Source organism: Mycobacterium sp. NGS59, assembly GCF_059812345.1.
The window spans coordinates 81,466-104,028 of the sequence record NZ_JCALCN010000007.1; the positions used below are offsets into that span (position 1 = coordinate 81,466).

Genomic DNA, 22,563 nt, shown 5'->3' on the forward strand with positions numbered 1-22,563 from the left:
TAGACCGCTACCAGTTATCAAGGAGGAGAAACAATGCCAGCAGCTCCCGAAATTCTTCAGGGCGCCCTTATCGGCGGTGGGCTCATCATGGCCGGCGGCGCCATCGGCGCGGGTATCGGCGATGGTATTGCCGGTAACGCACTGATCGCCGGTGTTGCGCGCCAGCCCGAGGCGCAGGGACGGCTGTTCACGCCGTTCTTCATCACCGTCGGTCTGGTCGAGGCCGCCTACTTCATCAACCTGGCCTTCATGGCGTTGTTCGTCTTTGCCACTCCAGGTGCCCAGTAATCGTTGTGATGGGTCCTGAAGGCGAAGTGCGCCTTCTTGCTTCGGCTGTCGACCTCGTAGCAGAAGGCCAGAAGAACTTCCTCATCCCGAACGGCACCTTCTTCTTCGTGCTGGCCATCTTCCTGGTGGTGTTGGGCGTGATCAGCACCTTTGTCGTGCCGCCGATACTGAGAGTGCTTCGGGAACGCGACGCGATGGTCTCGAAGACGCAGGCCGACAACAAGAAGTCGTCCGAGCAATTCGCTGCCGCCGACGCCGACTACGAGGAAGCGCTGAAGGAGGCCCGGGTCCAGGCGGGATCCTATCGGGACGACGCCAGGACCGAAGGTCGCAAGGTCATCGACGAGGCGCGCTCGGAAGCCGAGCGGCATGTGGCAGACACGTTGGCGCAGGCCAACGAGCAACTGAAGCGGGAGCGCGACGCCGTGGAAATGGATCTGCGCGCCAACGTCGGTTCCATGTCGGCAACGCTGGCCAGCCGGATCGTCGGCGTCGAGATCACTCCTACAGCTACGACTTCAGAAGCGACTAGGTAGCCAATACATGTCGACATTTATCGGACAGCTGATCGGATTCGTTGCCATCGTGCTGCTCGTCTGGCGTTACGTCGTGCCGCCGGTGCGCCGGATGATGAAAGACCGGCAAGAGATGGTGCGTCAGCAGCTGAAAGACTCGAAAGAGGCGGCCGAGCGCCTCGAGCGGTCCGAACGCGCGCACACCAGGGCGGTGGAATCGGCCAAAGACGAGTCCGAGCGGCTCATCGAAGAAGCCAAAGCCGACTCCGAACGCATCGCCGAACAGCTGCAGGCGCAGGCCGAGTCCGACGCCGAACGCGTCAAAGCGCAGGGCAGCCGCCAGATCGGTGTGCTTCGGGCACAGATGATCCGGCAGCTCCGTCTGGAACTCGGACACGAATCGGTGCGTCAGGCAAGGGAATTGGTGCAGAACTTCGTCGCCGACGAGCAGCAGCAGGCTTCCACCGTCGACCGCTTCCTCGACGAACTCGACGACATGGCGCCCGAGCCGAGCGACGTGCAGTCCCCGGTGGCGGCCAAGATGCGCTCCGCCAGCCGGCTGGCCCTGAAGAACTCCGTGGACAAGTTCGAGTCGCTCGCCAAGGACCTCGACAAGAAAGGCCTGACGACGCTGGCCGACGAGCTCGTCTCGGTGGCCAAGTTGCTCGGCCGCGAAGCGGTCGTACTCCGGTATCTGAGTGTGCCGTCGGAGGATTCGGCGCCGCGCGTCCAGCTCGTCGAGCGGCTGTTCGACGGCAAGGTCGGTGACCCCACTCTGGAGCTGCTCCGTGCGGCGGTGTCCGAACGCTGGTCGGCCAACGACGATCTGGTCGACGCGATCGAGCAGGTGTCCCGGCAGGCGTTGCTCGCGGTCGCCGAAAACGACGACAAGATCGACGAGGTCGAAGACCAGCTGTTCCGGTTCTCCCGGATCCTCGACACTCAGCCGCGACTGGCCATCCTGCTCGGCGATCAGCGAACCCCGGTCGAAGGTCGGGCCGAGTTGCTGCGCAAGGTGCTCGACAGCGCCAGCGGCCGCGTCAACGCCGTCACCTCCGCGCTGTTGTCGCACACCATCGAGCTGTTGAGAGGCAAGCCGGCCGACGAGGCCGTGCTGTTCTTGGCCGAGGTGGCGGTGGCGCGCCGCGGCGAACTCGTCGCGCAGGTCAGCGCAGCGGCCGAACTCAGCGATGCGCAGAACCAGCGGCTCGTCGAAGTGCTGAGCCGCATCTACGGGCACCCGGTTGCCGTGCAACTGCAGATCGACAAGGAGCTACTGGGCGGACTGTTGATCACCGTCGGTGACGAGGTCATCGACGGCACGCTCAAGTCTCGTCTTGCCGCCGCCGAGGCGCAGCTACCGGACTAACCGCCCAGCCCGACCGAAGACACGAACTAGTCAGAACCCAAGTAGGAAGACGAAACGTTATGGCCGACTTGACAATCTCCGCCGACGACATCCAGAGCGCGATCGAGGAGTACGTAAGTTCGTTCACTTCCGACACCTCTCGCGAGGAGGTCGGCACTGTCGTCGATGCCGGTGACGGTATCGCCCACGTCGAGGGATTGCCGTCGGCGATGACCCAGGAACTGCTCGAATTCGAGGGCGGTGTGCTGGGGGTGGCGCTCAACCTGGACGAGCACGACATCGGCGCGGTCATCCTGGGTGACTTCGAGCAGATCGAAGAGGGCCAGCAGGTCAAGCGGACCGGCGACGTGCTGTCGGTGCCGGTCGGGGACGGCTTCCTGGGCCGCGTGGTGAACCCGCTCGGGCAGCCGATCGACGGCGGCGGCGACATCGACACCGACGACCGGCGGGCTCTGGAGTTGCAGGCGCCCTCGGTGGTGCAGCGGCAGGGCGTGAAGGAGCCGTTGCAGACCGGGATCAAGGCCATCGACGCGATGACTCCCATCGGCCGCGGACAGCGTCAGTTGATCATCGGCGACCGCAAGACGGGCAAGACCGCGGTGTGTGTCGACACGATCCTCAACCAGCGCAAGAACTGGGAGACCGACGACGAGAAGCTCCAGGTTCGCTGCGTCTACGTGGCGATCGGGCAGAAGGGCACCACGATCGCCGCGGTCCGCCAAGCGCTGGAAGAGGGCGGCGCGATGGACTACACCACCATCGTCGCGGCTCCTGCCTCGGAGTCGGCCGGCTTCAAATGGCTTGCGCCGTACACGGGTTCGGCGATCGCGCAGCACTGGATGTACCAGGGCAAGCACGTACTGATCGTGTTCGACGACCTGACCAAGCACGCCGACGCCTACCGGGCCATCTCGCTGCTGCTACGCCGCCCGCCCGGCCGTGAGGCGTTCCCGGGTGACGTGTTCTACCTGCATTCGCGGCTGCTGGAACGTTGCGCGAAGCTGTCCGACGATCTCGGTGGTGGGTCGCTGACCGCTCTGCCGGTGATCGAGACCAAGGCCAACGACATCTCGGCGTACATCCCGACCAACGTCATCTCGATCACCGACGGCCAGTGCTTCCTGGAGTCCGACCTGTTCAACCAGGGTGTCCGTCCGGCCATCAACGTGGGTAGCTCGGTGTCCCGAGTCGGTGGTGCGGCTCAGATCAAGGCGATGAAAGAGGTGGCCGGCTCGCTGCGGCTGGACCTTTCGCAGTACCGCGAACTGGAGTCCTTCGCCGCCTTCGCCTCCGACCTCGACGACACGTCGAAGAAGCAGCTGGCCCGGGGTGAGCGCCTGGTGGAGCTGCTCAAGCAACCGCAGTACGAGCCGATGCCCGTTGAGCAGCAAGTGGTTTCGATCTTCCTGGGCACTGGCGGTCAGATCGACTCGGTGCCGGTACAGGACGTGAAGCGGTTCGAAGCCGAGTTGCTGGACCACATGCGCGCGTCGGAAGAGTCGTTCCTGGAAGGCATCCGCTCGAGCGGCAAGTTCGGTGACGACGAGGAAGAAAAGCTCACCGCGATCATCAAGAAGTTCAAGAAGGGCTTCGCGGCCAGCGATGGCGAATCGGTGGTGCCTGACGAACATGTCGAGGCGATGGACGAGGACGACGTAGAGAAGGAGTCGGTCAAGGTCCGGAAGGAAAAGCCGAAGGAAGAGAAGAAGGATTCCAAGGACTCGTCCGGCAAGGCGACCAAGAAGGAATCGGTGGACTCCAAGAAAAACAAGAAGTAACGGACCATGGCTGCCACACTTCGCGAACTCCGCGGCCGGATCCGCTCGGCGGGTTCGATCAAGAAGATCACCAAGGCCCAGGAACTGATTGCCACGTCGCGCATCGGCAAGGCGCAGTCCCGGCTGCAGGCCGCCCGGCCATACGCCTTCCAGATCACCTCCACGCTTCTCACGTTGTCCGCCGAAGCCGCCCTCGACCACCCGCTACTGGTGGAGCGGGAGAACCCGAAAAAGGCTGGCGTGCTGGTGTTGTCGTCCGACCGTGGCCTGTGCGGCGCCTACAACTCCAGCATCTTCCGTCGCTCGGAAGAACTGTTCTCGCTCCTGCGCGAGGAAGGTAAGCAGCCGGTTCTCTTCACTGTCGGCCGCAAAGCGCAGAACTACTACTCGTTCCGGAACTGGGACATTCAACAGTCCTGGTCGGGTTTCTCCGAGCAGCCCCAGTACGAGAACGCCGCTGAGATCGGCGACACGCTGGTCGACGCCTTCATGAAGGGCACCGGCGAGGAATACGACGATTCCGGCATCGAGGTCGACAGTGATGTGCAGGGCGTCGACGAATTGCACATCGTCTATTCGGAATTCAAGTCGATGATGTCGCAATCGGCTGCCGCGCACCGGATCGCGCCGCTGGTCGTCGAATACGTCGGAGACGATGACGACGACGAACCGCACACCCTGTATTCCTTCGAGCCGGACGCCACCACGCTGTTCGACGCACTGTTGCCGCGGTACCTGACCACTCGGGTGTATGCGGCGCTGCTGGAATCGGCGGCCTCCGAACTGGCTTCGCGCCAGCGTGCGATGAAGTCGGCCACCGACAACGCCGACGACCTCATCAAGGACCTGACGCTGCAGGCGAACCGTGAGCGGCAGGCCCAGATCACCCAAGAGATCAGCGAAATCGTCGGTGGCGCCAACGCGCTCGCCGACGCCGCCAAGTAAGCACCACGAGGAAGCGATAGACATATGGCAGCTACATCAGACACGACAGAGAAGTCCGGCAAGAAGTCGAACGGCTCCGACACCAACGGTCGCGTGGTCCGTATCACCGGACCCGTTGTCGACGTCGAGTTTCCGCGTGGTTCCGTACCGGAGCTGTTCAACGCGTTGCACGCCGACATCACCTACGAGTCGATGAAGAAGACCTTGACTCTCGAGGTGGCTCAGCACCTCGGTGACAACCTGGTCCGTGCCATCTCGATGCAGCCCACCGACGGACTGGTGCGCGGCGTCGACGTCACCGACACCGGCAAGTCGATCTCGGTCCCGGTAGGTGAGGAAGTCAAGGGCCACGTCTTCAACGCGCTGGGCACGTGCCTGGACGAGGAGGGGTACGGAGAAGACTTCGACCACTGGTCGATCCACCGCAAGCCGCCGAGTTTCGAAGACCTGGAGCCTCGCACCGAGATGCTCGAGACCGGTCTGAAAGTTGTGGACCTGCTCACGCCGTACGTGCGTGGTGGCAAGATCGCACTGTTCGGCGGTGCCGGCGTGGGCAAGACCGTGCTGATCCAGGAGATGATCAACCGTATCGCCCGAAACTTCGGTGGTACTTCGGTTTTCGCCGGTGTGGGCGAGCGCACCCGTGAGGGCAACGACCTCTGGGTCGAGCTCAAGGAAGCCGACGTGCTCAAGGACACCGCGCTGGTGTTCGGTCAGATGGACGAGCCGCCCGGCACCCGTATGCGGGTGGCGTTGTCGGCGCTGACCATGGCGGAGTGGTTCCGCGACGAAGCCGGCCAGGACGTGCTGCTGTTCATCGACAACATCTTCCGGTTCACCCAGGCCGGTTCGGAGGTCTCCACGCTGCTCGGCCGGATGCCGTCCGCGGTGGGTTACCAGCCGACGCTGGCGGACGAGATGGGTGAGCTGCAGGAGCGCATCACCTCCACGCGAGGCAAGTCGATTACGTCCATGCAGGCTGTCTACGTGCCCGCCGACGACTACACCGACCCCGCGCCGGCCACCACCTTCGCGCACCTGGACGCCACCACCGAGCTGTCGCGGTCGGTGTTCTCCAAGGGCATCTTCCCCGCGGTGGACCCGCTGGCCTCGAGTTCGACCATTCTGGACCCCAGCGTCGTCGGCGACGAGCACTACCGCGTGGCGCAGGAGGTCATCCGAATCCTGCAGCGCTACAAGGACCTTCAGGACATCATCGCCATCCTCGGTGTCGACGAACTGTCCGAGGAGGACAAGCAGCTGGTCAACCGCGCGCGGCGCATCGAGCGGTTCCTGTCGCAGAACATGATGGCCGCCGAGCAATTCACCGGCCAGCCCGGTTCGACGGTGCCGGTCAAGGAGACCATCGAGGCCTTCGACAAGCTGACCAAGGGCGATTTCGACCACGTGCCCGAGCAGGCCTTCTTCCTGATCGGTGGACTCGACGACCTGGCCAAGAAGGCCGAGACCTTCGACGTCAAGCTGTGAGGCGTGCAAGTCCTGACTCGAAAGATATGGAAGGTGGTGTGGCATGGCTGAATTGAACGTGCAGATCGTCGCGGTCGACCGTGAGATCTGGTCGGGGGAAGCGACGTTTCTGTTCACCCGCACCACCGTCGGGGAGATCGGCATCCTGCCGCACCACATCCCGCTGGTCGCGCAGCTGGTCGACGACGCCATGGTCCGGGTGGAACGGGAAGGCGAAGACGACCTGCGGATCGCAGTGGACGGCGGCTTCTTGACGGTGACCGAGGACGGCGTCAGTGTCCTCGCGGAATCGGCCGAGTTCGAGAAGGACATCGACGAGAGTTCGGCCAGGCAGGATTCCGAATCAGACGATCCCGCAACCGCCGCCCGGGGCCGCGCCAGATTGCGCGCCATCGGCGCGATCGACTGATCCGTAGGATGAGCGCGCCCATGGTCGGCATGGTCGTGCTCGTTGTCCTGCTGGGTGCGGCCGTTCTGGCCCTGAGTTTCCGGCTGTGGAAACTGCGCCAGGGAGGAATGGCGGCCATCATGCGCGACATCCCCGCGGTGGGTGGTCATGGCTGGCGGCACGGGGTGATCCGTTATCGCGGTGGCGAAGCCGCGTTCTATCGACTGTCCAGTCTGCGGTTGTGGCCGGATCGCCGGCTGAGCAGGCGCGGAGTGGAGGTCGTGGGCAGGCGTGCGCCCCGCGGCGACGAATTCGACATCATGAGCGACGAGATCGTGGTGCTGGAACTGCGCGACACCACCCAGGAGCGTCGGCTGGGATATGAAATCGCCTTGGACAGAGGCGCTTTGACGGCTTTTCAGTCATGGTTGGAGTCTCGGCCGTCACCCCGCGCCCGTCGCCGCAGCGTCTAGCCCCCGAGCAGGGGGTCACCTTACCCTCGCGAGCAGACGCAAAAGCCCCCGAAAATGCCCATTTTCAGGGGCTTTTGCGTCTGCTCGCGGCACTACCGCCGTCTGCTCGCGGCACTACCGCCGCCCGGCTGCCAGAGCACGTCACCGTCGGGATTGGCCACCCGCGACAGAATGAACAGCAAGTCCGAGAGCCGGTTCAGGTACTTCGCCGGCAGCACGCTCACCCCGTCCGGATGCGCCTCGACCGCGGCCCACGCCGAACGCTCGGCGCGACGGGCGACCGTCCGCGCGACGTGCAGCAGTGCCGACAGCGGCGAACCACCCGGCAGGACAAACGAATTCAGCGCCGGCAGATCCTCGTTGTAGGCGTCGCACCAACCTTCCAGCCGGTCGATATAGGGCTGGGTGATACGCAGCGGCGGATACTTCGGGTTGTCCACCACCGGAGTCGACAGGTCCGCGCCCGCGTCGAACAGGTCGTTCTGAATCTGCTTGAGCACACCTGCGAGTTGCTCATCGGGTGCGCCCAACGCCACCGCGACGCCGATCGCAGCGTTGGCCTCGTCGCAGTCCGCGTAGGCGACCAGGCGTGCGTCGGTCTTGTGGACCCGTGAGAAATCGCTCAATCCCGTCGTGCCGTCGTCGCCGGTGCGGGTATAAATGCGGGTCAGATGGACTGCCATAGGCAAAACCGTACCGGGCCGACTGACATGGACGGTGTCGCTCACTAGACTTACCCGGGTGGCGGAGCGATTCGTGGTGACTGGTGGCAGCCGGTTGTCCGGCGAAGTCGCCGTCGGAGGCGCCAAGAACAGTGTGCTCAAGCTGATGGCCGCGACCCTGCTGGCCGAGGGCACCAGCACCATCACCAACTGCCCTGACATCCTCGACGTGCCGTTGATGGCCGAGGTACTGCGTGGTCTCGGCGCCACCGTCGAGCTCGACGGGGACGTCGCCCGGATCACCTCACCCGACGAGCCCAAGTACGACGCCGACTTCGCCGCCGTACGCCAGTTCCGCGCTTCGGTCTGTGTGCTCGGGCCCCTGGTCGGACGCTGCAAACAGGCCAGAGTCGCGCTGCCCGGCGGTGACGCGATCGGATCGCGGCCGCTGGACATGCACCAGGCGGGTCTGCGGCAGCTCGGCGCCACCTGCAACATCGAGCACGGGTGTGTGGTTGCTCACGCAGATACGTTGCGCGGGGCGGAGATTCAGCTGGAATTCCCGTCGGTGGGCGCCACCGAGAACATCCTGATGGCAGCGGTCATGGCCGAGGGCGTCACCACCATCCACAACGCCGCACGCGAACCCGACGTCGTCGACCTGTGCACCATGCTCAACCAGATGGGTGCCCAGATCGAGGGAGCCGGCTCACCGACCATGACCATCACCGGCGTCCCGCGGCTGCATCCCACCGAGCATCGGGTCATCGGTGACCGCATCGTGGCGGCTACGTGGGGGATCGCCGCCGCCATGACCCGCGGCGACATCACCGTGACGGGAATAGATCCGGCGCATCTGCAGTTGGTGCTGCATAAGTTGCACGATGCGGGCGCCACGGTCACCCAGACCGATACCAGCTTCCGGATTGCGCAATACGAACGGCCCAAAGCGGTCAACGTCGCGACGTTGCCGTTTCCGGGGTTCCCAACTGACTTGCAGCCCATGGCGATTGCGCTTGCCTCGATCGCCGACGGCACCTCGATGATCACCGAGAACGTGTTCGAGGCACGGTTTCGATTCGTCGAGGAGATGATCCGGCTCGGGGCCGACGCGCGCACCGACGGGCACCACGCCGTGGTGCGCGGACTGCCGCAGTTGTCCAGTGCTCCGGTGTGGTGTTCGGACATCCGCGCAGGTGCCGGCCTGGTACTGGCAGGCCTTGTGGCAGACGGAGATACCGAGGTCCACGACGTGTTTCACATCGATCGCGGCTACCCGTTGTTCGTCGAGAACCTGGCGATTTTGGGAGCCGAGATCGAGCGGGTACAGTAGCCATCGTTCACGCCCCACAGGCGCGATCACCTCCCAGAAGATGATCGAAACCAGGGCTTGACTCTCTAGCCGGATCTGTATTAAGCTGGCAGGGTTGCCCCGAAGCGGGCGAAACAAGCAGTAAAAAGTGTTGTTTGAGAACTCAATAGTGTGTTTGGTGTTTTTGTTTGTTGTTGTTTTTTGACTACATTCGGCGCCCCCCGTGTGTCGGTGTAGTCGTTTTTTCAGATGCCAGTTCATGGCGTCTTTTTGTTAGGTCAGATTTTCTCTGATTGTGAATTCACCTCGGTATCGAGGGGTTTTTGTTTGGAGAGTTTGATCCTGGCTCAGGACGAACGCTGGCGGCGTGCTTAACACATGCAAGTCGAACGGAAAGGCCCTTCGGGGTACTCGAGTGGCGAACGGGTGAGTAACACGTGGGTGATCTGCCCTGCACATCGGGATAAGCCTGGGAAACTGGGTCTAATACCGGATAGGACCACGGGATGCATGTCCTGTGGTGGAAAGCTTTTGCGGTGTGGGATGGGCCCGCGGCCTATCAGCTTGTTGGTGGGGTGACGGCCTACCAAGGCGACGACGGGTAGCCGGCCTGAGAGGGTGTCCGGCCACACTGGGACTGAGATACGGCCCAGACTCCTACGGGAGGCAGCAGTGGGGAATATTGCACAATGGGCGCAAGCCTGATGCAGCGACGCCGCGTGGGGGATGACGGCCTTCGGGTTGTAAACCTCTTTCACCATCGACGAAGGTCCGGGTTTTCTCGGATTGACGGTAGGTGGAGAAGAAGCACCGGCCAACTACGTGCCAGCAGCCGCGGTAATACGTAGGGTGCGAGCGTTGTCCGGAATTACTGGGCGTAAAGAGCTCGTAGGTGGTTTGTCGCGTTGTTCGTGAAATCTCACGGCTTAACTGTGAGCGTGCGAGCGATACGGGCAGACTTGAGTACTGCAGGGGAGACTGGAATTCCTGGTGTAGCGGTGGAATGCGCAGATATCAGGAGGAACACCGGTGGCGAAGGCGGGTCTCTGGGCAGTAACTGACGCTGAGGAGCGAAAGCGTGGGGAGCGAACAGGATTAGATACCCTGGTAGTCCACGCCGTAAACGGTGGGTACTAGGTGTGGGTTTCCTTCCTTGGGATCCGTGCCGTAGCTAACGCATTAAGTACCCCGCCTGGGGAGTACGGCCGCAAGGCTAAAACTCAAAGGAATTGACGGGGGCCCGCACAAGCGGCGGAGCATGTGGATTAATTCGATGCAACGCGAAGAACCTTACCTGGGTTTGACATGCACAGGACGCCGGCAGAGATGTCGGTTCCCTTGTGGCCTGTGTGCAGGTGGTGCATGGCTGTCGTCAGCTCGTGTCGTGAGATGTTGGGTTAAGTCCCGCAACGAGCGCAACCCTTGTCTCATGTTGCCAGCGGGTAATGCCGGGGACTCGTGAGAGACTGCCGGGGTCAACTCGGAGGAAGGTGGGGATGACGTCAAGTCATCATGCCCCTTATGTCCAGGGCTTCACACATGCTACAATGGCCGGTACAAAGGGCTGCGATGCCGCGAGGTTAAGCGAATCCTTTTAAAGCCGGTCTCAGTTCGGATCGGGGTCTGCAACTCGACCCCGTGAAGTCGGAGTCGCTAGTAATCGCAGATCAGCAACGCTGCGGTGAATACGTTCCCGGGCCTTGTACACACCGCCCGTCACGTCATGAAAGTCGGTAACACCCGAAGCCAGTGGCCTAACCCCTTGGGAGGGAGCTGTCGAAGGTGGGATCGGCGATTGGGACGAAGTCGTAACAAGGTAGCCGTACCGGAAGGTGCGGCTGGATCACCTCCTTTCTAAGGAGCACCACGAAAAGCACTCCAATTGGTGGGGTGCGAGCCGTGAGGGGTTCTCGTCTGTAGTGGACGAGGGCCGGGTGCACGACAACAAGCAAGCCAGACACACTATTGGGTCCTGAGGCAACACTTGAGTGTTTCAGGTGTTGTCCCACCATCTTGGTGGTGGGGTGTGGTGTTTGAGAACTGGATAGTGGTTGCGAGCATCAAATGATCGCGTCGCCGTTCGCGGTGGCGTGTTTCTTTTGTGCAATTTTATTCTTTGGTTTTTGTAGTGTTTGTAAGTGTCTAAGGGCGCATGGTGGATGCCTTGGCATCGAGAGCCGATGAAGGACGTGGGAGGCTGCGATATGCCTCGGGGAGCTGTCAACCGAGCGTTGATCCGAGGATTTCCGAATGGGGAAACCCAGCACGAGTGATGTCGTGTTACCCGTATCTGAATATATAGGGTGCGGGAGGGAACGCGGGGAAGTGAAACATCTCAGTACCCGTAGGAACAGAAAACAATTGTGATTCCGCTAGTAGTGGCGAGCGAACGCGGAACATGGCTAAACCGCATGCATGTGATACCGGGTAGGGGTTGTGTGTGCGGGGTTGTGGGAATGATCTTCTCAGCTCTACCTGGCTGAGAGGCAGTCAGAAAGTGTCGTGATTAGCGGAAGTGGCCTGGGATGGTCCGCCGCAGACGGTGAGAGCCCGGTACGCGAAAATCCGACACCTGCCTTGATCAATCTCCCGAGTAGCAGCGAGCCCGTGGAATTTGCTGTGAATCTGCCGGGACCACCCGGTAAGCCTAAATACTTCTCGATGACCGATAGCGGATTAGTACCGTGAGGGAATGGTGAAAAGTACCCCGGGAGGGGAGTGAAAGAGTACCTGAAACCGTGCGCCTACAATCCGTCAGAGCCTCCTTGTGGGGTGATGGCGTGCCTTTTGAAGAATGAGCCTGCGAGTCAGGGACATGTCGCGAGGTTAACCCGTGTGGGGTAGCCGCAGCGAAAGCGAGTCTGAATAGGGCGCATCCCCTTTGGGGTGTAGTGGCATGTTCTGGACCCGAAGCGGAGTGATCTACCCATGGCCAGGGTGAAGCGCGGGTAAGACCGCGTGGAGGCCCGAACCCACTTAGGTTGAAGACTGAGGGGATGAGCTGTGGGTAGGGGTGAAAGGCCAATCAAACTCCGTGATAGCTGGTTCTCCCCGAAATGCATTTAGGTGCAGCGTTGCGTGGTTCACCACGGAGGTAGAGCTACTGGATGGCCGATGGGCCCTACTAGGTTACTGACGTCAGCCAAACTCCGAATGCCGTGGTGTCAAGCGTGGCAGTGAGACGGCGGGGGATAAGCTCCGTACGTCGAAAGGGAAACAGCCCAGATCGCCGGCTAAGGCCCCAAAGCGTGTGCTAAGTGGAAAAGGATGTGCAGTCGCAGAGACAACCAGGAGGTTGGCTTAGAAGCAGCCACCCTTGAAAGAGTGCGTAATAGCTCACTGGTCAAGTGATTGTGCGCCGATAATGTAGCGGGGCTCAAGCACACCGCCGAAGCCGCGGCACATCTACTTTTGTAGGTGTGGGTAGGGGAGCGTCCCTCATTCAGCGAAGCCGTCGGGTAACCGCCGGTGGAGGGTGGGGGAGTGAGAATGCAGGCATGAGTAGCGAATAGGCAAGTGAGAACCTTGCCCGCCGAAAGACCAAGGGTTCCTGGGCCAGGCCAGTCCGCCCAGGGTGAGTCGGGACCTAAGGCGAGGCCGACAGGCGTAGTCGATGGACAACGGGTTGATATTCCCGTACCCGTGTGTGCGCGCCCGTGATGAATCAATTGTGCTAACCACCCAAATGGTCGCTGATCAATCCCTTCGGGGTGCGACGGTGACCGGCTGCGTGGGACCCCGGTTGGTAGTAGTCAAGCGAAGGGGTGACGCAGGAAGGTAGCCGTACCAGTCAGTGGTAATACTGGGGCAAGCCCGTAGGGAGAGCGATAGGCAAATCCGTCGCTCACTAATCCTGAGAGGTGACGCATAGCCGATTGAGGCGAATTCGGTGATCCTCAGCTGCCAAGAAAAGCCTCTAGCGAGTTCACACACGGCCCGTACCCCAAACCAACACAGGTGGTCAGGTAGAGAATACCAAGGCGTACGAGATAACTATGGTTAAGGAACTCGGCAAAATGCCCCCGTAACTTCGGGAGAAGGGGGACCGGCATGCCGTGAACACCTTTTCGGTGGGAGCGGAAACCGGTCGCAGAAACCAGTGAGAAGCGACTGTTTACTAAAAACACAGGTCCGTGCGAAGTCGCAAGACGATGTATACGGACTGACGCCTGCCCGGTGCTGGAAGGTTAAGAGGACCCGTTAACTCGCAAGGGTGAAGCGGAGAATTTAAGCCCCAGTAAACGGCGGTGGTAACTATAACCATCCTAAGGTAGCGAAATTCCTTGTCGGGTAAGTTCCGACCTGCACGAATGGCGTAACGACTTCTCAACTGTCTCAACCATAGACTCGGCGAAATTGCACTACGAGTAAAGATGCTCGTTACGCGCGGCAGGACGAAAAGACCCCGGGACCTTCACTATAGCTTGGTATTGTTGTTCGGTACGGTTTGTGTAGGATAGGTGGGAGACTGTGAAACTCGGACGCTAGTTCGAGTGGAGTCGTTGTTGAAATACCACTCTGATCGTATTGGACACCTAACGTCGAACCGTATATCCGGTTCACGGACAGTGCCTGGTGGGTAGTTTAACTGGGGCGGTTGCCTCCTAAAATGTAACGGAGGCGCCCAAAGGTTCCCTCAACCTGGACGGCAATCAGGTGTTGAGTGTAAATGCACAAGGGAGCTTGACTGCGAGACCTACAAGTCAAGCAGGGACGAAAGTCGGGATTAGTGATCCGGCACCTCTGAGTGGAAGGGGTGTCGCTCAACGGATAAAAGGTACCCCGGGGATAACAGGCTGATCTTCCCCAAGAGTCCATATCGACGGGATGGTTTGGCACCTCGATGTCGGCTCGTCGCATCCTGGGGCTGGAGCAGGTCCCAAGGGTTGGGCTGTTCGCCCATTAAAGCGGCACGCGAGCTGGGTTTAGAACGTCGTGAGACAGTTCGGTCTCTATCCGCCGCGCGCGTCAGAAACTTGAGGAAACCTGTCCCTAGTACGAGAGGACCGGGACGGACGAACCTCTAGTGCACCAGTTGTCCCACCAGGGGCACCGCTGGATAGCTACGTTCGGACAGGATAACCGCTGAAAGCATCTAAGCGGGAAACCTTCTCCAAGATCAGGTTTCTCACCCTCTAGGAGGGATAAGGCCCCCCGCAGACCACGGGATTGATAGGCCAGACCTGGAAGCTCAGTAATGGGTGCAGGGAACTGGCACTAACCGGCCGAAAACTTACCAACACAACCAATCGCAACCACTATCCGTCTCTCGGCATTCGTGTCGAGGACACCACACCCCCCATCAACACAACTTGATTGCACAAAATAAATAGAGTTACGGCGGCCACAGCGACAGGGAAACGCCCGGTCCCATCCCGAACCCGGAAGCTAAGCCTGTCAGCGCCGATGGTACTGCCCTTTTCGGGTGGAAGAGTAGGACACCGCCGAACACACAAAAACACCCCCATTTATTTGGGGGTGTTTTTGTTATTGCGCGACCAGCCGCAAAAGCCCCTCATTTCGCTAAGAAATGGGGGCCTTTTGCTGGGGGCACCCCCCGCTTGCGGGGGTGCGTCGCGCCATGTCAGAAGAGGGTTGCGTGGGCGCGGCGCCGTTCCAAGGCGAGCAGCGTCTGCTTGCGGTCCAACCCACCGCCATACCCGGTCAACTTGCCGCCGGCACCGATCACCCGATGACACGGGACGATGATGGCAATCGGGTTGTGGCCGTTGGCCAGTCCTACCGCGCGCGCGGCGCCGGGGGCCCCGATCTGTTGGGCTATCTCTCCGTAGGAGCGGGTCTGGCCGTAGGGGATGGTCAGCAGGGCCTGCCACACCCGCTGCTGAAATGCCGTGCCGCCCATGTCCAATTCGACGTCGAAGTCGAGCAGTTCGCCGCCGAAATAAGCATCGAGTTGGGCTGCCACTTCGGCGAACGCGGTGTCGTCCGGAATCCAATCGGCCCGACTCGGTTCGTAGGTCTGGTCCACCATGCGCAGATTCGTCAGAGTCCCGTCCCGCCCGGCCAGCGTCAACGGTCCGATCGGGCTGTCGATGGTGCGGTAGACAGTCATGCGATCCCCTTCTGAGTTGTAGGCGGCCACTGGTTGACCGGATGTTCCAGGGTGGTCCAAAGATGTTGAGTCGCATAGGAACGCCACGGCCGCCAGCGTGCGCTGCGCTCGGTCAGCGTTCGTGTGGGTGCCGGCAGACCGAGTTTCTCGGCGGCCAGTCTGACGCCGAGGTCGCTGGCCGGGAAGGCGTCGGGGTCTCCCAGCCCACGCATCGCGATCACCTCCGCGGTCCAGGGCCCGATGCCCGGCAGGTCCAGCAACTGGCGCCGCGCCCGGGTCCAATCGCACCCGGGATCGAGGTTCACCTTCCCCTCGGCGATGCCGTCGACCAGAGCGCTCACCGTTCGGCGACGGGCCGCGGGGACGGCCAGATGGACCGGATCGATCTCCGCGAGCTGTTCGACGGACGGGAAGGTGTGGGTCAACGCGCCCGCGCTGTCGTGCACGGGCTGACCGTACGCGGCGACCAGCCGGGCCGCGTGCGTCCGTGCGGCCTTGGTCGAAACCTGTTGTCCGAGAACGGTACGCACGGCCAGTTCGGCCTCATCGACGGTGCGGGGAATGCGCTGCCCGGGCGCCTTGGCCACCACCGGCGCCAGGTCCGGGTCCGCGCTGAGCGCCTCCACGACCGCTTCGGGATCGGCGTCCAGATCCAGCAGACGACGGCACCGCGCCGTGGCCGTGGCCAGGTCGCGGAAGTCGTCGAGCACCAGCACGCAGTGCACGTGATCGGGTGCGGGCGTCAGCGTCACCACGCCGTTGCCCGCGGAGAGCCGTAACGTGCGCCGGTAGGCGCCGTCCCGTACCTCTTCGCATCCCGGAACCGCGGTGGCGGCCAGGTGTCCGAACACCCCTTCGTAGGCGAATGGCGTGCGTACCGGCAGGCGCAACGACACCGCGTTCAAAGACCTGCCGGCACAACCGAATCGCGCGTTGGCGCGCTTGCGCAACACCGTCGGTGTGCTGTCGGCGACGAGGCGCACGGTGTCGTTGAACTGGCGGATGCTGGAAAAACCGGCGCCGAACGCGACGTCGCCGAACGGCAGATCTGTCGTCTCGATGAGCACCCGAGCGGTCTGCATCCGCTGCGCTCGGGCCAGTGCGAGCGGACCGGCGCCGACCTCGCTCTGCAACAACCGTTCGACCTGCCGGGTGGTGTACCCGAGGCGCGCCGCCAACCCGGTGACACCCTCGCGGTCGACCGTGCCGTCGGCGATGAGCCGCATCGCTCGGGCGACGACGTCACCGCGCACGTTCCACTCTGGAGAACCCGGCGACGCGTCCGGACGGCAGCGCTTACAGGCGCGGAATCCCTCGCGTTGGGCCGCGGCGGCCGTCGGCAGGAAACGCACATTCCGTTCATACGGTGGCCGAACCGGACAGCTGGGCCGGCAATAGATCCGGGTGGTCAGCACAGCCGTCACGAACCAGCCGTCGAACCGCGCGTCCTTGGCCTGGACAGCTCGGTAGCAGCGTTCGAAATCCTCGTGCACTCTTCGACAATTACACTAAGTCGCCGGCGAGACTAGCGGAAAAGCGACATCACTGTGGAGTGATCTGCAGACGCCATCATCCACCGCCGCAACCGCCGCCACAGCCACCGCCGCCGCAGCCGCCACCGCCGCCGCAGCCACCGCTGCATCCGCCTCCGCAACCGCTATCGCCGTCAGAGCGCATGCCCTTCCGGTGCGGGTCTTGGTCCTTACCGGCCGTCCAGATGTCGCCGTACTTGGCGGCGGCAGCCCGCACGGCGAGCACGTGAAAAACGACGAACGGGAGCGCCAGGATCGCGAGATTGCCCAGCGCGTTCCCCGTGGGACTCATGCGGCGAAGGCTACCCGGTCGAGCTACTTCTTGATTTCGGCCGGATCGACGGGCGAGGCCAGCCGGGTGCGTTCGTCGTGGCCCCGCAGTTTCACGTGCCTGCCCAACGACCAGCGAGCCTGCTCCTCTTCGCTGGCGCCTTCGACCGTCTGCGCCGAAGCGAGCAACCGGCCGGGTTTGGATTTCGCCAGTTCGCACAATCGCGCGGCCTCGTTGACCGGTTCACCGATCACGGTGTATTCGAAGCGCTCCTTGGCGCCCACGTTGCCGGCGACCACCTGGCCGGCCGCCACCGCGATGCCGGCCTTGCACTCCGGCATTTCACCGGCCAACCGGTCGGCGATGCATCGGGCCGCGGCCAGCGCTTCGTCCTCGGGCGAGTCGAGATGGTTCGGGGCTCCGAAAATCGCCAGCGACGCATCGCCCTCGAATTTGTTGACCAGGCCGTGATGAGCATCGACCTCTTCGACGACGATCGTGAAGAAGCGGTTGAGCAGCTGCACGACCTCCGAAGGCGGGCGTTTCGTCACCAACTGCGTCGAGGCGACGATGTCGATGAAGACAACGGCGACGTGGCGTTCCTCGCCGCCCAGCTTGGGCCGATCCCGTTCGGCGGCCAGGGCGACCTCGCGACCGACGTGACGGCCGAAGAGGTCGCGCACGCGCTCCCGCTCGCGTAATCCGTCGACCATCGCGTTGAATCCGCGCTGCAGCTCGCCGAGTTCGGTGCCGTCGAAGACCACCAGATCGCCCCGAAGGTTGCCTTGTTCGACGCGCTTGAGGGCCGCGCGTACCACGCGCACCGGGGTCGCAGTCAGCCAGGCCAGAATCCACATCAACGCAAAACCGAAGATGAGCGTGGCGCTGGAGACGATCAGGACCGCGACGGCGAATTGGGTCTCGGTCATATTCCGCAACGCAATCTGGAAGATCGCGATCAGGGCGATGCCGATCACCGGGACGCCCGACCCGAGCATCCACACCATCATCGTGCGACCCATGATGCCCGGCGCCAGTCGGCGGGGCGGTGGCCCCGCTTCCAGCGCCTGCGCGGCCACCGGGCGCAGCGCGAACTCGGCGAGGAGATAGCTGCCCGTAGCGACAAGCACCCCGCAGAACGTCACGGCGAAGAGGAAGCGCGGAATGAAGTTGGTGTTGGCCATGCCGTAGACGGTGGTGAGTAACGCCGCACCGACGCCCCACAAGATCAGGTCGACGACGGCTACGTGCCAGGGCGCCTGGAACGTATTGCGTTCGTCCTCTCGGGTCGGCGTGCGTTCTTCGATCGCCCAGCGCAGCGAGATGACGGTGCGACGAGTAATCCAATACATTCCCGCTGCCAGAGCCAGGACGATATACGCGGGGGCAACTCCGGCCGTAATCCACAACACGTGCTCGCTGAACACGCTGGGATTGGGGATGGCCACGGTCACCAGCAGCACGGCGACGCCGATCCCGATCAGGTTGGCGCCCCCGACCATCACGGTCATGATCACCTGGATGCGTACCCGCCGACTGTGCGGGTTCTCCGAAACGCGTCCGAGCAGCCAGGAACCGAACGCAGGAGTATCCGGCCGACCACTTTGACGGGTCACCTTTTCCAGGACCCGGCCCAAGCGGCGCGCGATTCTCTCGGCAAGTGACTTCTTGGGCGACATCGTGGCGTCAGCCTAGTTCGTCGCACGCTCTAAGGTGTGTCGGGTGCGTCTCGTCATCGCTCAATGCACCGTCGACTACGTCGGCCGCCTCACCGCCCATCTGCCTTCCGCGCGTCGCCTGCTGCTGTTCAAGGCGGACGGCTCGGTGAGCGTGCACGCCGACGACCGCGCCTACAAGCCGCTGAACTGGATGAGCCCGCCGTGCTGGCTGAGCGAAGAGCCGGGGCAGGTGTGGGTGGTGCAGAACAAGACCGGAGAACAGCTGCGCATCACCATCGAGGAGATCGAGCACGACTCCAGCCACGAGCTGGGCGTCGACCCGGGATTGGTCAAGGACGGAGTGGAAGCTCACCTGCAGGCCTTGCTGGCCGAGCACGTTCAGCTGCTCGGTGAGGGGTACACGTTGGTGCGCCGCGAATACATGACCGCGATCGGGCCGGTCGACCTGTTGTGTCGGGACGAAAAGGGACGTTCAGTGGCGGTGGAGATCAAGCGGCGCGGCGAAATCGACGGGGTCGAGCAGCTGACGCGCTATCTCGAATTGCTCAACCGCGACACCGTACTGGCGCCGGTACAGGGCGTCTTCGCGGCGCAGCAGATCAAGCCCCAGGCCCGTACCCTGGCCATCGATCGTGGGATCCGTTGTCTGACACTGGATTACGACAAGATGCGGGGGATGGACAGCGACGAGTACCGGCTGTTCTGATGCCGCGGCGCCGCAAACCCCGGCCCATGTCGCCGCTGCCGTTGCCGCGCCGGCTCGAAACCGGACCCGACGGCCACGAGTACGAAGTGCGGTCCGTCGCCGCCGCCCGCGCGGTCAAGACCTATCGCTGCCCGGGGTGTGATCACGAAATCCGTTCCGGGACAGCGCATGTGGTGGTGTGGCCGACCGGGTCACCGATCGCGGTGGAGGACCGCAGACACTGGCACACGCCGTGCTGGGCCAATCGGGCCAACCGCGGGCCGACCCGCAAATGGTATTAAGCGGTCAGCGCGAAGCCGGCTCGACCAACTCGATGAGCACGCCGCCCGCGTCCTTGGGGTGGATGAAGTTGATCCGGGAGTTTGCCGTGCCGCGTCGGGGCGCTTCGTAGACCAGCCGCACGCCCTGGGACCGCAGCTGCTCGCACATGGCGTCGAGATCCCTGATCCGGCAGGCCAGCTGCTGGATGCCGGGGCCGCGCTTGTCGATGAACTTGGCGATCACCGAGGTCTCGTCCAGCGGTGCCATCAACTGGATCTGCGCGCTGGTGCCGGGCACGGCCAGCATGGCCTCCCGAATGCCCTGGTCGTCGTTGATTTCTTCGTGCACCAGGATCATGCCGAGGTGGTCGTTGTACCACTCGATCGCGGCGTCGAGGTCGGCGACTGCAATGCCGACGTGATCAAGTCCGGTTACCAGCGAGGTGGCCAGACTGCGACGGGCGTCAACTTGATCGGTGGTCATTACATAACGGTAACCTCGTGGGGAAGAATCCGCTTCTCCGGGTTGGCACGATCGGCCGTTCGGTATGCGTTTAGGAGGTTTGATGACCACGTCGGTGATCGTTGCTGGAGCACGCACCCCGATCGGCAAGTTGATGGGTTCGTTGAAGGATTTCAGCGCCAGCGATCTGGGGGCCATCGCGATCAAAGCGGCCCTGGAAAAGGCCGGGGTTTCGCCGTCGGCGGTTGAGTACGTGATCATGGGCCAGGTGCTGACAGCCGGGGCCGGACAGATGCCCGCACGCCAGGCCGCTGTCGCCGCCGGCATCGGGTGGGACGTGCCTTCGCTGACCATCAACAAGATGTGTCTGTCCGGGATCGATGCCATCGCGCTGGCTGACCAGCTGATCCGGGCGGGGGAGTTCGACGTCGTGGTCGCTGGAGGTCAGGAATCCATGACCAAGGCGCCCCACCTGTTGGTCGACAGCCGGTCCGGCTACAAGTACGGCAATGTCACCGTGCTGGACCACATGGCTTACGACGGACTGCACGACGTGTTCACCGATCAACCGATGGGCGCGCTGACCGAGCAGCGCAACGACGTCGACCAGTTCACCCGCCAGGAGCAGGACGAATACGCCGCCCGGTCACACCAGCGGGCGGCCGCGGCCTGGAAGGACGGGATATTCGCCGACGAGGTCGTCCCGGTCCAGATCCCGCAGCGCAAGGGAGATCCGCTGCAGTTCAGCGAGGACGAGGGCATCCGCGCCAACACCACCGCCGACTCGTTGGCCGGCCTCAAGCCGGCGTTCCGCAAGGACGGCACCATCACCGCCGGATCCGCCTCGCAGATCTCCGACGGCGCCGCCGCGGTGGTGGTGATGAACAAGGAGAAGGCCCAGGAGTTGGGTCTGACCTGGCTGGCCGAGATCGGCGCCCACGGCGTGGTGGCCGGACCGGACTCCACGCTGCAATCCCAGCCCGCCAATGCCATCAAGAAAGCGCTTGACCGCGAAGGGATTTCGGTCGACCAGCTGGACGTGGTGGAGATCAACGAGGCGTTCGCGGCCGTGTCGCTGGCCTCGACCAAGGAACTCGGCGTGGACCCTGAGATCGTCAACGTCAACGGCGGGGCGATCGCCGTCGGGCACCCGATCGGCATGTCCGGCGCTCGCATCACGCTGCACGTGGCGCTGGAATTGGCGCGGCGCGGATCGGGCTATGGCGTAGCGGCGTTGTGCGGCGCCGGCGGACAGGGCGACGCGCTCATCCTGCGTGCTCCGTGAGTTTGCTGGCGACGGCTCATTCAGCGACGGCCGCAGGCTTTGTGAGATTGGTCATATCGCTAAGTTACCGGTCGGTACGTGCGGTTTTCGGTGCCGCCGTGACCGGCTCACGACTGCGGCGGGCGGCGTGACAGACTTAACGGCGTGACACGTCCTCGACCCCCGATCGGGCCTGCGCTGGCCGGCGCGGTCGACCTGTCCGGTCTCAAACAGCGCGCTCAACAGAACGCGGCGAGCGCTTCGACAGGCCCGGCGGGAGGCGAGCCGGATGGGCCCGGCGCCGCGCAGATCATTCAGGTCACCGAGGCCAACTTCGAAGACGAAGTTATCAACCGTTCCGACGAGGTGCCCGTCGTCGTGCTGCTGTGGTCGCCGCGCAGCGAGGTCTGCGTCGAGTTGCTCGAGACGCTGGCCGGCCTGGCCGCGGAGGACAACGGCAAGTGGGCGCTGGCGGCCGCCAACGTGGACGCCTCGCCGGGGATGGCCCGGGTGTTCGGCGTCCAGGCCGTCCCGACGGTGGTGGCACTGGCCGCGGCGCAACCGATCTCCAGCTTTCAGGGTCCGCAGGAAGGCGATCAGCTACGGCGCTGGATCGACAAGCTGCTCGAAGCGACTGCCGGCAAGCTCCGGGGTGCGCCGGCGTCGGGAGAGTCGGCACCGGTCGACCCGGTGCTGGCCAAGGCGCGCGCGGATCTGGACGCGGGCGACTTCGCCGCGGCCAAGGAGTCCTACCAGGCGGTGCTGGAGGCGAATCCGGGCAGCGTCGAAGCCAAGGGCGCCATCCGCCAGATCGAGTTCCTCACCCGCGCCACCGCGCAGCGTCCGGACGCCGTCCTGGCCGCCGATGCCGCGTCGCAAGACATCGAAGCCGCTTTCGCCGCCGCTGACGTGCAGCTCCTCAACCAGGACGTCAGTGGAGCGTTCGCCCGGCTGATTGCGTTGGTGCGCAACACATCCGGAGACGAGCGCACCAAAGTTCGCACCCGGCTGATCGAACTGTTCGAGTTGTTCGACCCGGCTGACCCGGAGGTGATCGCCGGACGGCGCAACCTGGCCAACGCACTGTACTGAGGTCT

At 63.2% G+C, this 22,563-nt stretch carries 19 protein-coding genes and 3 rRNA genes; 16 read left to right on the forward strand and 6 right to left on the reverse strand.

Features of this window, described 5'->3' with window-relative positions:
* Positions 1-33 precede the first annotated feature (33 nt).
* The 8 genes from AC5Y46_RS10565 to AC5Y46_RS10600 are packed head-to-tail and all read left to right on the forward strand — an operon-like array spanning position 34 to position 7,244.
* Entirely contained in the window at positions 34-288 is a 255-nt protein-coding gene (locus tag AC5Y46_RS10565; protein WP_463826618.1) for a F0F1 ATP synthase subunit C, read from the forward strand.
* A gap of 8 nt (positions 289-296) precedes the next feature.
* A complete protein-coding gene (locus AC5Y46_RS10570; RefSeq protein WP_499941069.1) occupies positions 297-824 on the forward strand; it encodes a F0F1 ATP synthase subunit B in 528 nt (175 codons plus the stop codon).
* Between the two features lie 7 nt (positions 825-831).
* Complete coding sequence (locus AC5Y46_RS10575) at positions 832-2,172, forward strand: F0F1 ATP synthase subunit B/delta (RefSeq protein ID WP_499941067.1); 1,341 nt, start codon at positions 832-834, stop codon at positions 2,170-2,172.
* 59 nt (positions 2,173-2,231) lie between these two features.
* On the forward strand, positions 2,232-3,950 hold the full coding sequence (gene atpA / locus AC5Y46_RS10580; protein ID WP_499941065.1) for a F0F1 ATP synthase subunit alpha: 1,719 nt from the start codon (positions 2,232-2,234) through the stop codon (positions 3,948-3,950).
* Positions 3,951-3,956: 6 nt separating this feature from the next.
* A complete protein-coding gene (locus AC5Y46_RS10585) occupies positions 3,957-4,895 on the forward strand; it encodes a F0F1 ATP synthase subunit gamma (protein ID WP_499941064.1) in 939 nt (312 codons plus the stop codon).
* 24 nt (positions 4,896-4,919) lie between these two features.
* Positions 4,920-6,383 (forward strand): F0F1 ATP synthase subunit beta, encoded by a 1,464-nt coding sequence (gene atpD, locus AC5Y46_RS10590; protein WP_499941062.1) that lies wholly within the window; start codon positions 4,920-4,922, stop codon positions 6,381-6,383.
* A 43-nt stretch (positions 6,384-6,426) separates the two neighbouring features.
* The gene (locus AC5Y46_RS10595; protein WP_499941060.1) at positions 6,427-6,792 is read left to right on the forward strand and encodes a F0F1 ATP synthase subunit epsilon; all 366 of its coding nucleotides are present in this window, start codon (positions 6,427-6,429) and stop codon (positions 6,790-6,792) included.
* An 8-nt stretch (positions 6,793-6,800) separates the two neighbouring features.
* Positions 6,801-7,244 carry a DUF2550 domain-containing protein gene (locus AC5Y46_RS10600; RefSeq protein WP_499941058.1) on the forward strand — a complete coding sequence of 148 codons (444 nt, stop codon included), beginning with the start codon at positions 6,801-6,803 and terminating at the stop codon, positions 7,242-7,244.
* Between the two features lie 92 nt (positions 7,245-7,336).
* Here the strand turns inward: AC5Y46_RS10600 and AC5Y46_RS10605 are convergent, their stop codons facing one another.
* Positions 7,337-7,927 (reverse strand): cob(I)yrinic acid a,c-diamide adenosyltransferase, encoded by a 591-nt coding sequence (locus AC5Y46_RS10605; protein WP_499941056.1) that lies wholly within the window; start codon positions 7,925-7,927, stop codon positions 7,337-7,339.
* A 58-nt stretch (positions 7,928-7,985) separates the two neighbouring features.
* On the opposite strand from AC5Y46_RS10605, the gene murA reads away from it, so the two are divergent.
* From murA to rrf, 4 genes are all read left to right on the forward strand, one after another.
* Positions 7,986-9,239 carry a UDP-N-acetylglucosamine 1-carboxyvinyltransferase gene (gene murA / locus AC5Y46_RS10610; protein ID WP_499941054.1) on the forward strand — a complete coding sequence of 418 codons (1,254 nt, stop codon included), beginning with the start codon at positions 7,986-7,988 and terminating at the stop codon, positions 9,237-9,239.
* A gap of 303 nt (positions 9,240-9,542) precedes the next feature.
* Positions 9,543-11,072 (forward strand): 16S ribosomal RNA (locus AC5Y46_RS10615).
* 278 nt (positions 11,073-11,350) lie between these two features.
* Positions 11,351-14,459, forward strand: a 23S ribosomal RNA gene (locus AC5Y46_RS10620).
* Positions 14,460-14,554: 95 nt separating this feature from the next.
* Positions 14,555-14,668: ribosomal RNA gene (rrf, locus tag AC5Y46_RS10625) — 5S ribosomal RNA — on the forward strand.
* Together the 16S, 23S and 5S rRNA genes form the textbook arrangement of a ribosomal RNA operon.
* A gap of 134 nt (positions 14,669-14,802) precedes the next feature.
* Here rrf and AC5Y46_RS10630 read toward each other — a convergent pair.
* The 4 genes from AC5Y46_RS10630 to AC5Y46_RS10645 form a co-directional block, all read right to left on the reverse strand.
* A complete protein-coding gene (locus tag AC5Y46_RS10630) occupies positions 14,803-15,291 on the reverse strand; it encodes a methylated-DNA--[protein]-cysteine S-methyltransferase (protein WP_499941053.1) in 489 nt (162 codons plus the stop codon).
* A complete protein-coding gene (locus tag AC5Y46_RS10635) occupies positions 15,288-16,784 on the reverse strand; it encodes an AlkA N-terminal domain-containing protein (protein WP_499941051.1) in 1,497 nt (498 codons plus the stop codon). Before AC5Y46_RS10635 ends, AC5Y46_RS10630 begins: the two co-directional genes overlap by 4 nt.
* A 76-nt stretch (positions 16,785-16,860) precedes the next feature.
* On the reverse strand, positions 16,861-17,115 hold the full coding sequence (locus AC5Y46_RS10640; RefSeq protein WP_499941049.1) for a hypothetical protein: 255 nt from the start codon (positions 17,113-17,115) through the stop codon (positions 16,861-16,863).
* A 23-nt stretch (positions 17,116-17,138) separates the two neighbouring features.
* Positions 17,139-18,773 (reverse strand): adenylate/guanylate cyclase domain-containing protein, encoded by a 1,635-nt coding sequence (locus AC5Y46_RS10645; protein WP_499941047.1) that lies wholly within the window; start codon positions 18,771-18,773, stop codon positions 17,139-17,141.
* Between the two features lie 43 nt (positions 18,774-18,816).
* Between AC5Y46_RS10645 and nucS the strand changes: the two genes are divergently transcribed.
* Positions 18,817-19,479 carry an endonuclease NucS gene (nucS, locus tag AC5Y46_RS10650; RefSeq protein ID WP_499941045.1) on the forward strand — a complete coding sequence of 221 codons (663 nt, stop codon included), beginning with the start codon at positions 18,817-18,819 and terminating at the stop codon, positions 19,477-19,479.
* On the forward strand, positions 19,479-19,760 hold the full coding sequence (locus AC5Y46_RS10655; protein ID WP_499941044.1) for an Rv1322 family protein: 282 nt from the start codon (positions 19,479-19,481) through the stop codon (positions 19,758-19,760). The genes nucS and AC5Y46_RS10655 overlap by 1 nt, the downstream gene beginning before the upstream one ends.
* Before the next feature lie 4 nt (positions 19,761-19,764).
* Here the strand turns inward: AC5Y46_RS10655 and mce are convergent, their stop codons facing one another.
* Complete coding sequence (gene mce, locus AC5Y46_RS10660) at positions 19,765-20,223, reverse strand: methylmalonyl-CoA epimerase (protein ID WP_499941042.1); 459 nt, start codon at positions 20,221-20,223, stop codon at positions 19,765-19,767.
* A gap of 82 nt (positions 20,224-20,305) precedes the next feature.
* On the opposite strand from mce, the gene AC5Y46_RS10665 reads away from it, so the two are divergent.
* Positions 20,306-21,487 (forward strand): acetyl-CoA C-acetyltransferase, encoded by a 1,182-nt coding sequence (locus AC5Y46_RS10665; protein WP_499941040.1) that lies wholly within the window; start codon positions 20,306-20,308, stop codon positions 21,485-21,487.
* A gap of 144 nt (positions 21,488-21,631) precedes the next feature.
* Positions 21,632-22,558 (forward strand): co-chaperone YbbN, encoded by a 927-nt coding sequence (locus AC5Y46_RS10670; RefSeq protein ID WP_499941038.1) that lies wholly within the window; start codon positions 21,632-21,634, stop codon positions 22,556-22,558.
* Positions 22,559-22,563: the final 5 nt, after the last annotated feature.

Coding starts and splice junctions, on each gene's coding strand:
- AC5Y46_RS10595 (WP_499941060.1), top strand. CDS start 6,427: ATGGCTGAATTGAACGTGCAGATCGTCGCGGTCGACCGTGAGATCTGG.
- AC5Y46_RS10585 (WP_499941064.1), top strand. CDS start 3,957: ATGGCTGCCACACTTCGCGAACTCCGCGGCCGGATCCGCTCGGCGGGT.
- AC5Y46_RS10605 (WP_499941056.1), bottom strand. CDS start 7,927: ATGGCAGTCCATCTGACCCGCATTTATACCCGCACCGGCGACGACGGC.
- atpA (WP_499941065.1), top strand. CDS start 2,232: ATGGCCGACTTGACAATCTCCGCCGACGACATCCAGAGCGCGATCGAG.
- AC5Y46_RS10645 (WP_499941047.1), bottom strand. CDS start 18,773: ATGTCGCCCAAGAAGTCACTTGCCGAGAGAATCGCGCGCCGCTTGGGC.
- AC5Y46_RS10570 (WP_499941069.1), top strand. CDS start 297: ATGGGTCCTGAAGGCGAAGTGCGCCTTCTTGCTTCGGCTGTCGACCTC.
- AC5Y46_RS10565 (WP_463826618.1), top strand. CDS start 34: ATGCCAGCAGCTCCCGAAATTCTTCAGGGCGCCCTTATCGGCGGTGGG.
- AC5Y46_RS10640 (WP_499941049.1), bottom strand. CDS start 17,115: ATGAGTCCCACGGGGAACGCGCTGGGCAATCTCGCGATCCTGGCGCTC.
- AC5Y46_RS10665 (WP_499941040.1), top strand. CDS start 20,306: ATGACCACGTCGGTGATCGTTGCTGGAGCACGCACCCCGATCGGCAAG.
- AC5Y46_RS10630 (WP_499941053.1), bottom strand. CDS start 15,291: ATGACTGTCTACCGCACCATCGACAGCCCGATCGGACCGTTGACGCTG.
- AC5Y46_RS10575 (WP_499941067.1), top strand. CDS start 832: ATGTCGACATTTATCGGACAGCTGATCGGATTCGTTGCCATCGTGCTG.
- AC5Y46_RS10600 (WP_499941058.1), top strand. CDS start 6,801: ATGAGCGCGCCCATGGTCGGCATGGTCGTGCTCGTTGTCCTGCTGGGT.
- mce (WP_499941042.1), bottom strand. CDS start 20,223: ATGACCACCGATCAAGTTGACGCCCGTCGCAGTCTGGCCACCTCGCTG.
- AC5Y46_RS10655 (WP_499941044.1), top strand. CDS start 19,479: ATGCCGCGGCGCCGCAAACCCCGGCCCATGTCGCCGCTGCCGTTGCCG.
- atpD (WP_499941062.1), top strand. CDS start 4,920: ATGGCAGCTACATCAGACACGACAGAGAAGTCCGGCAAGAAGTCGAAC.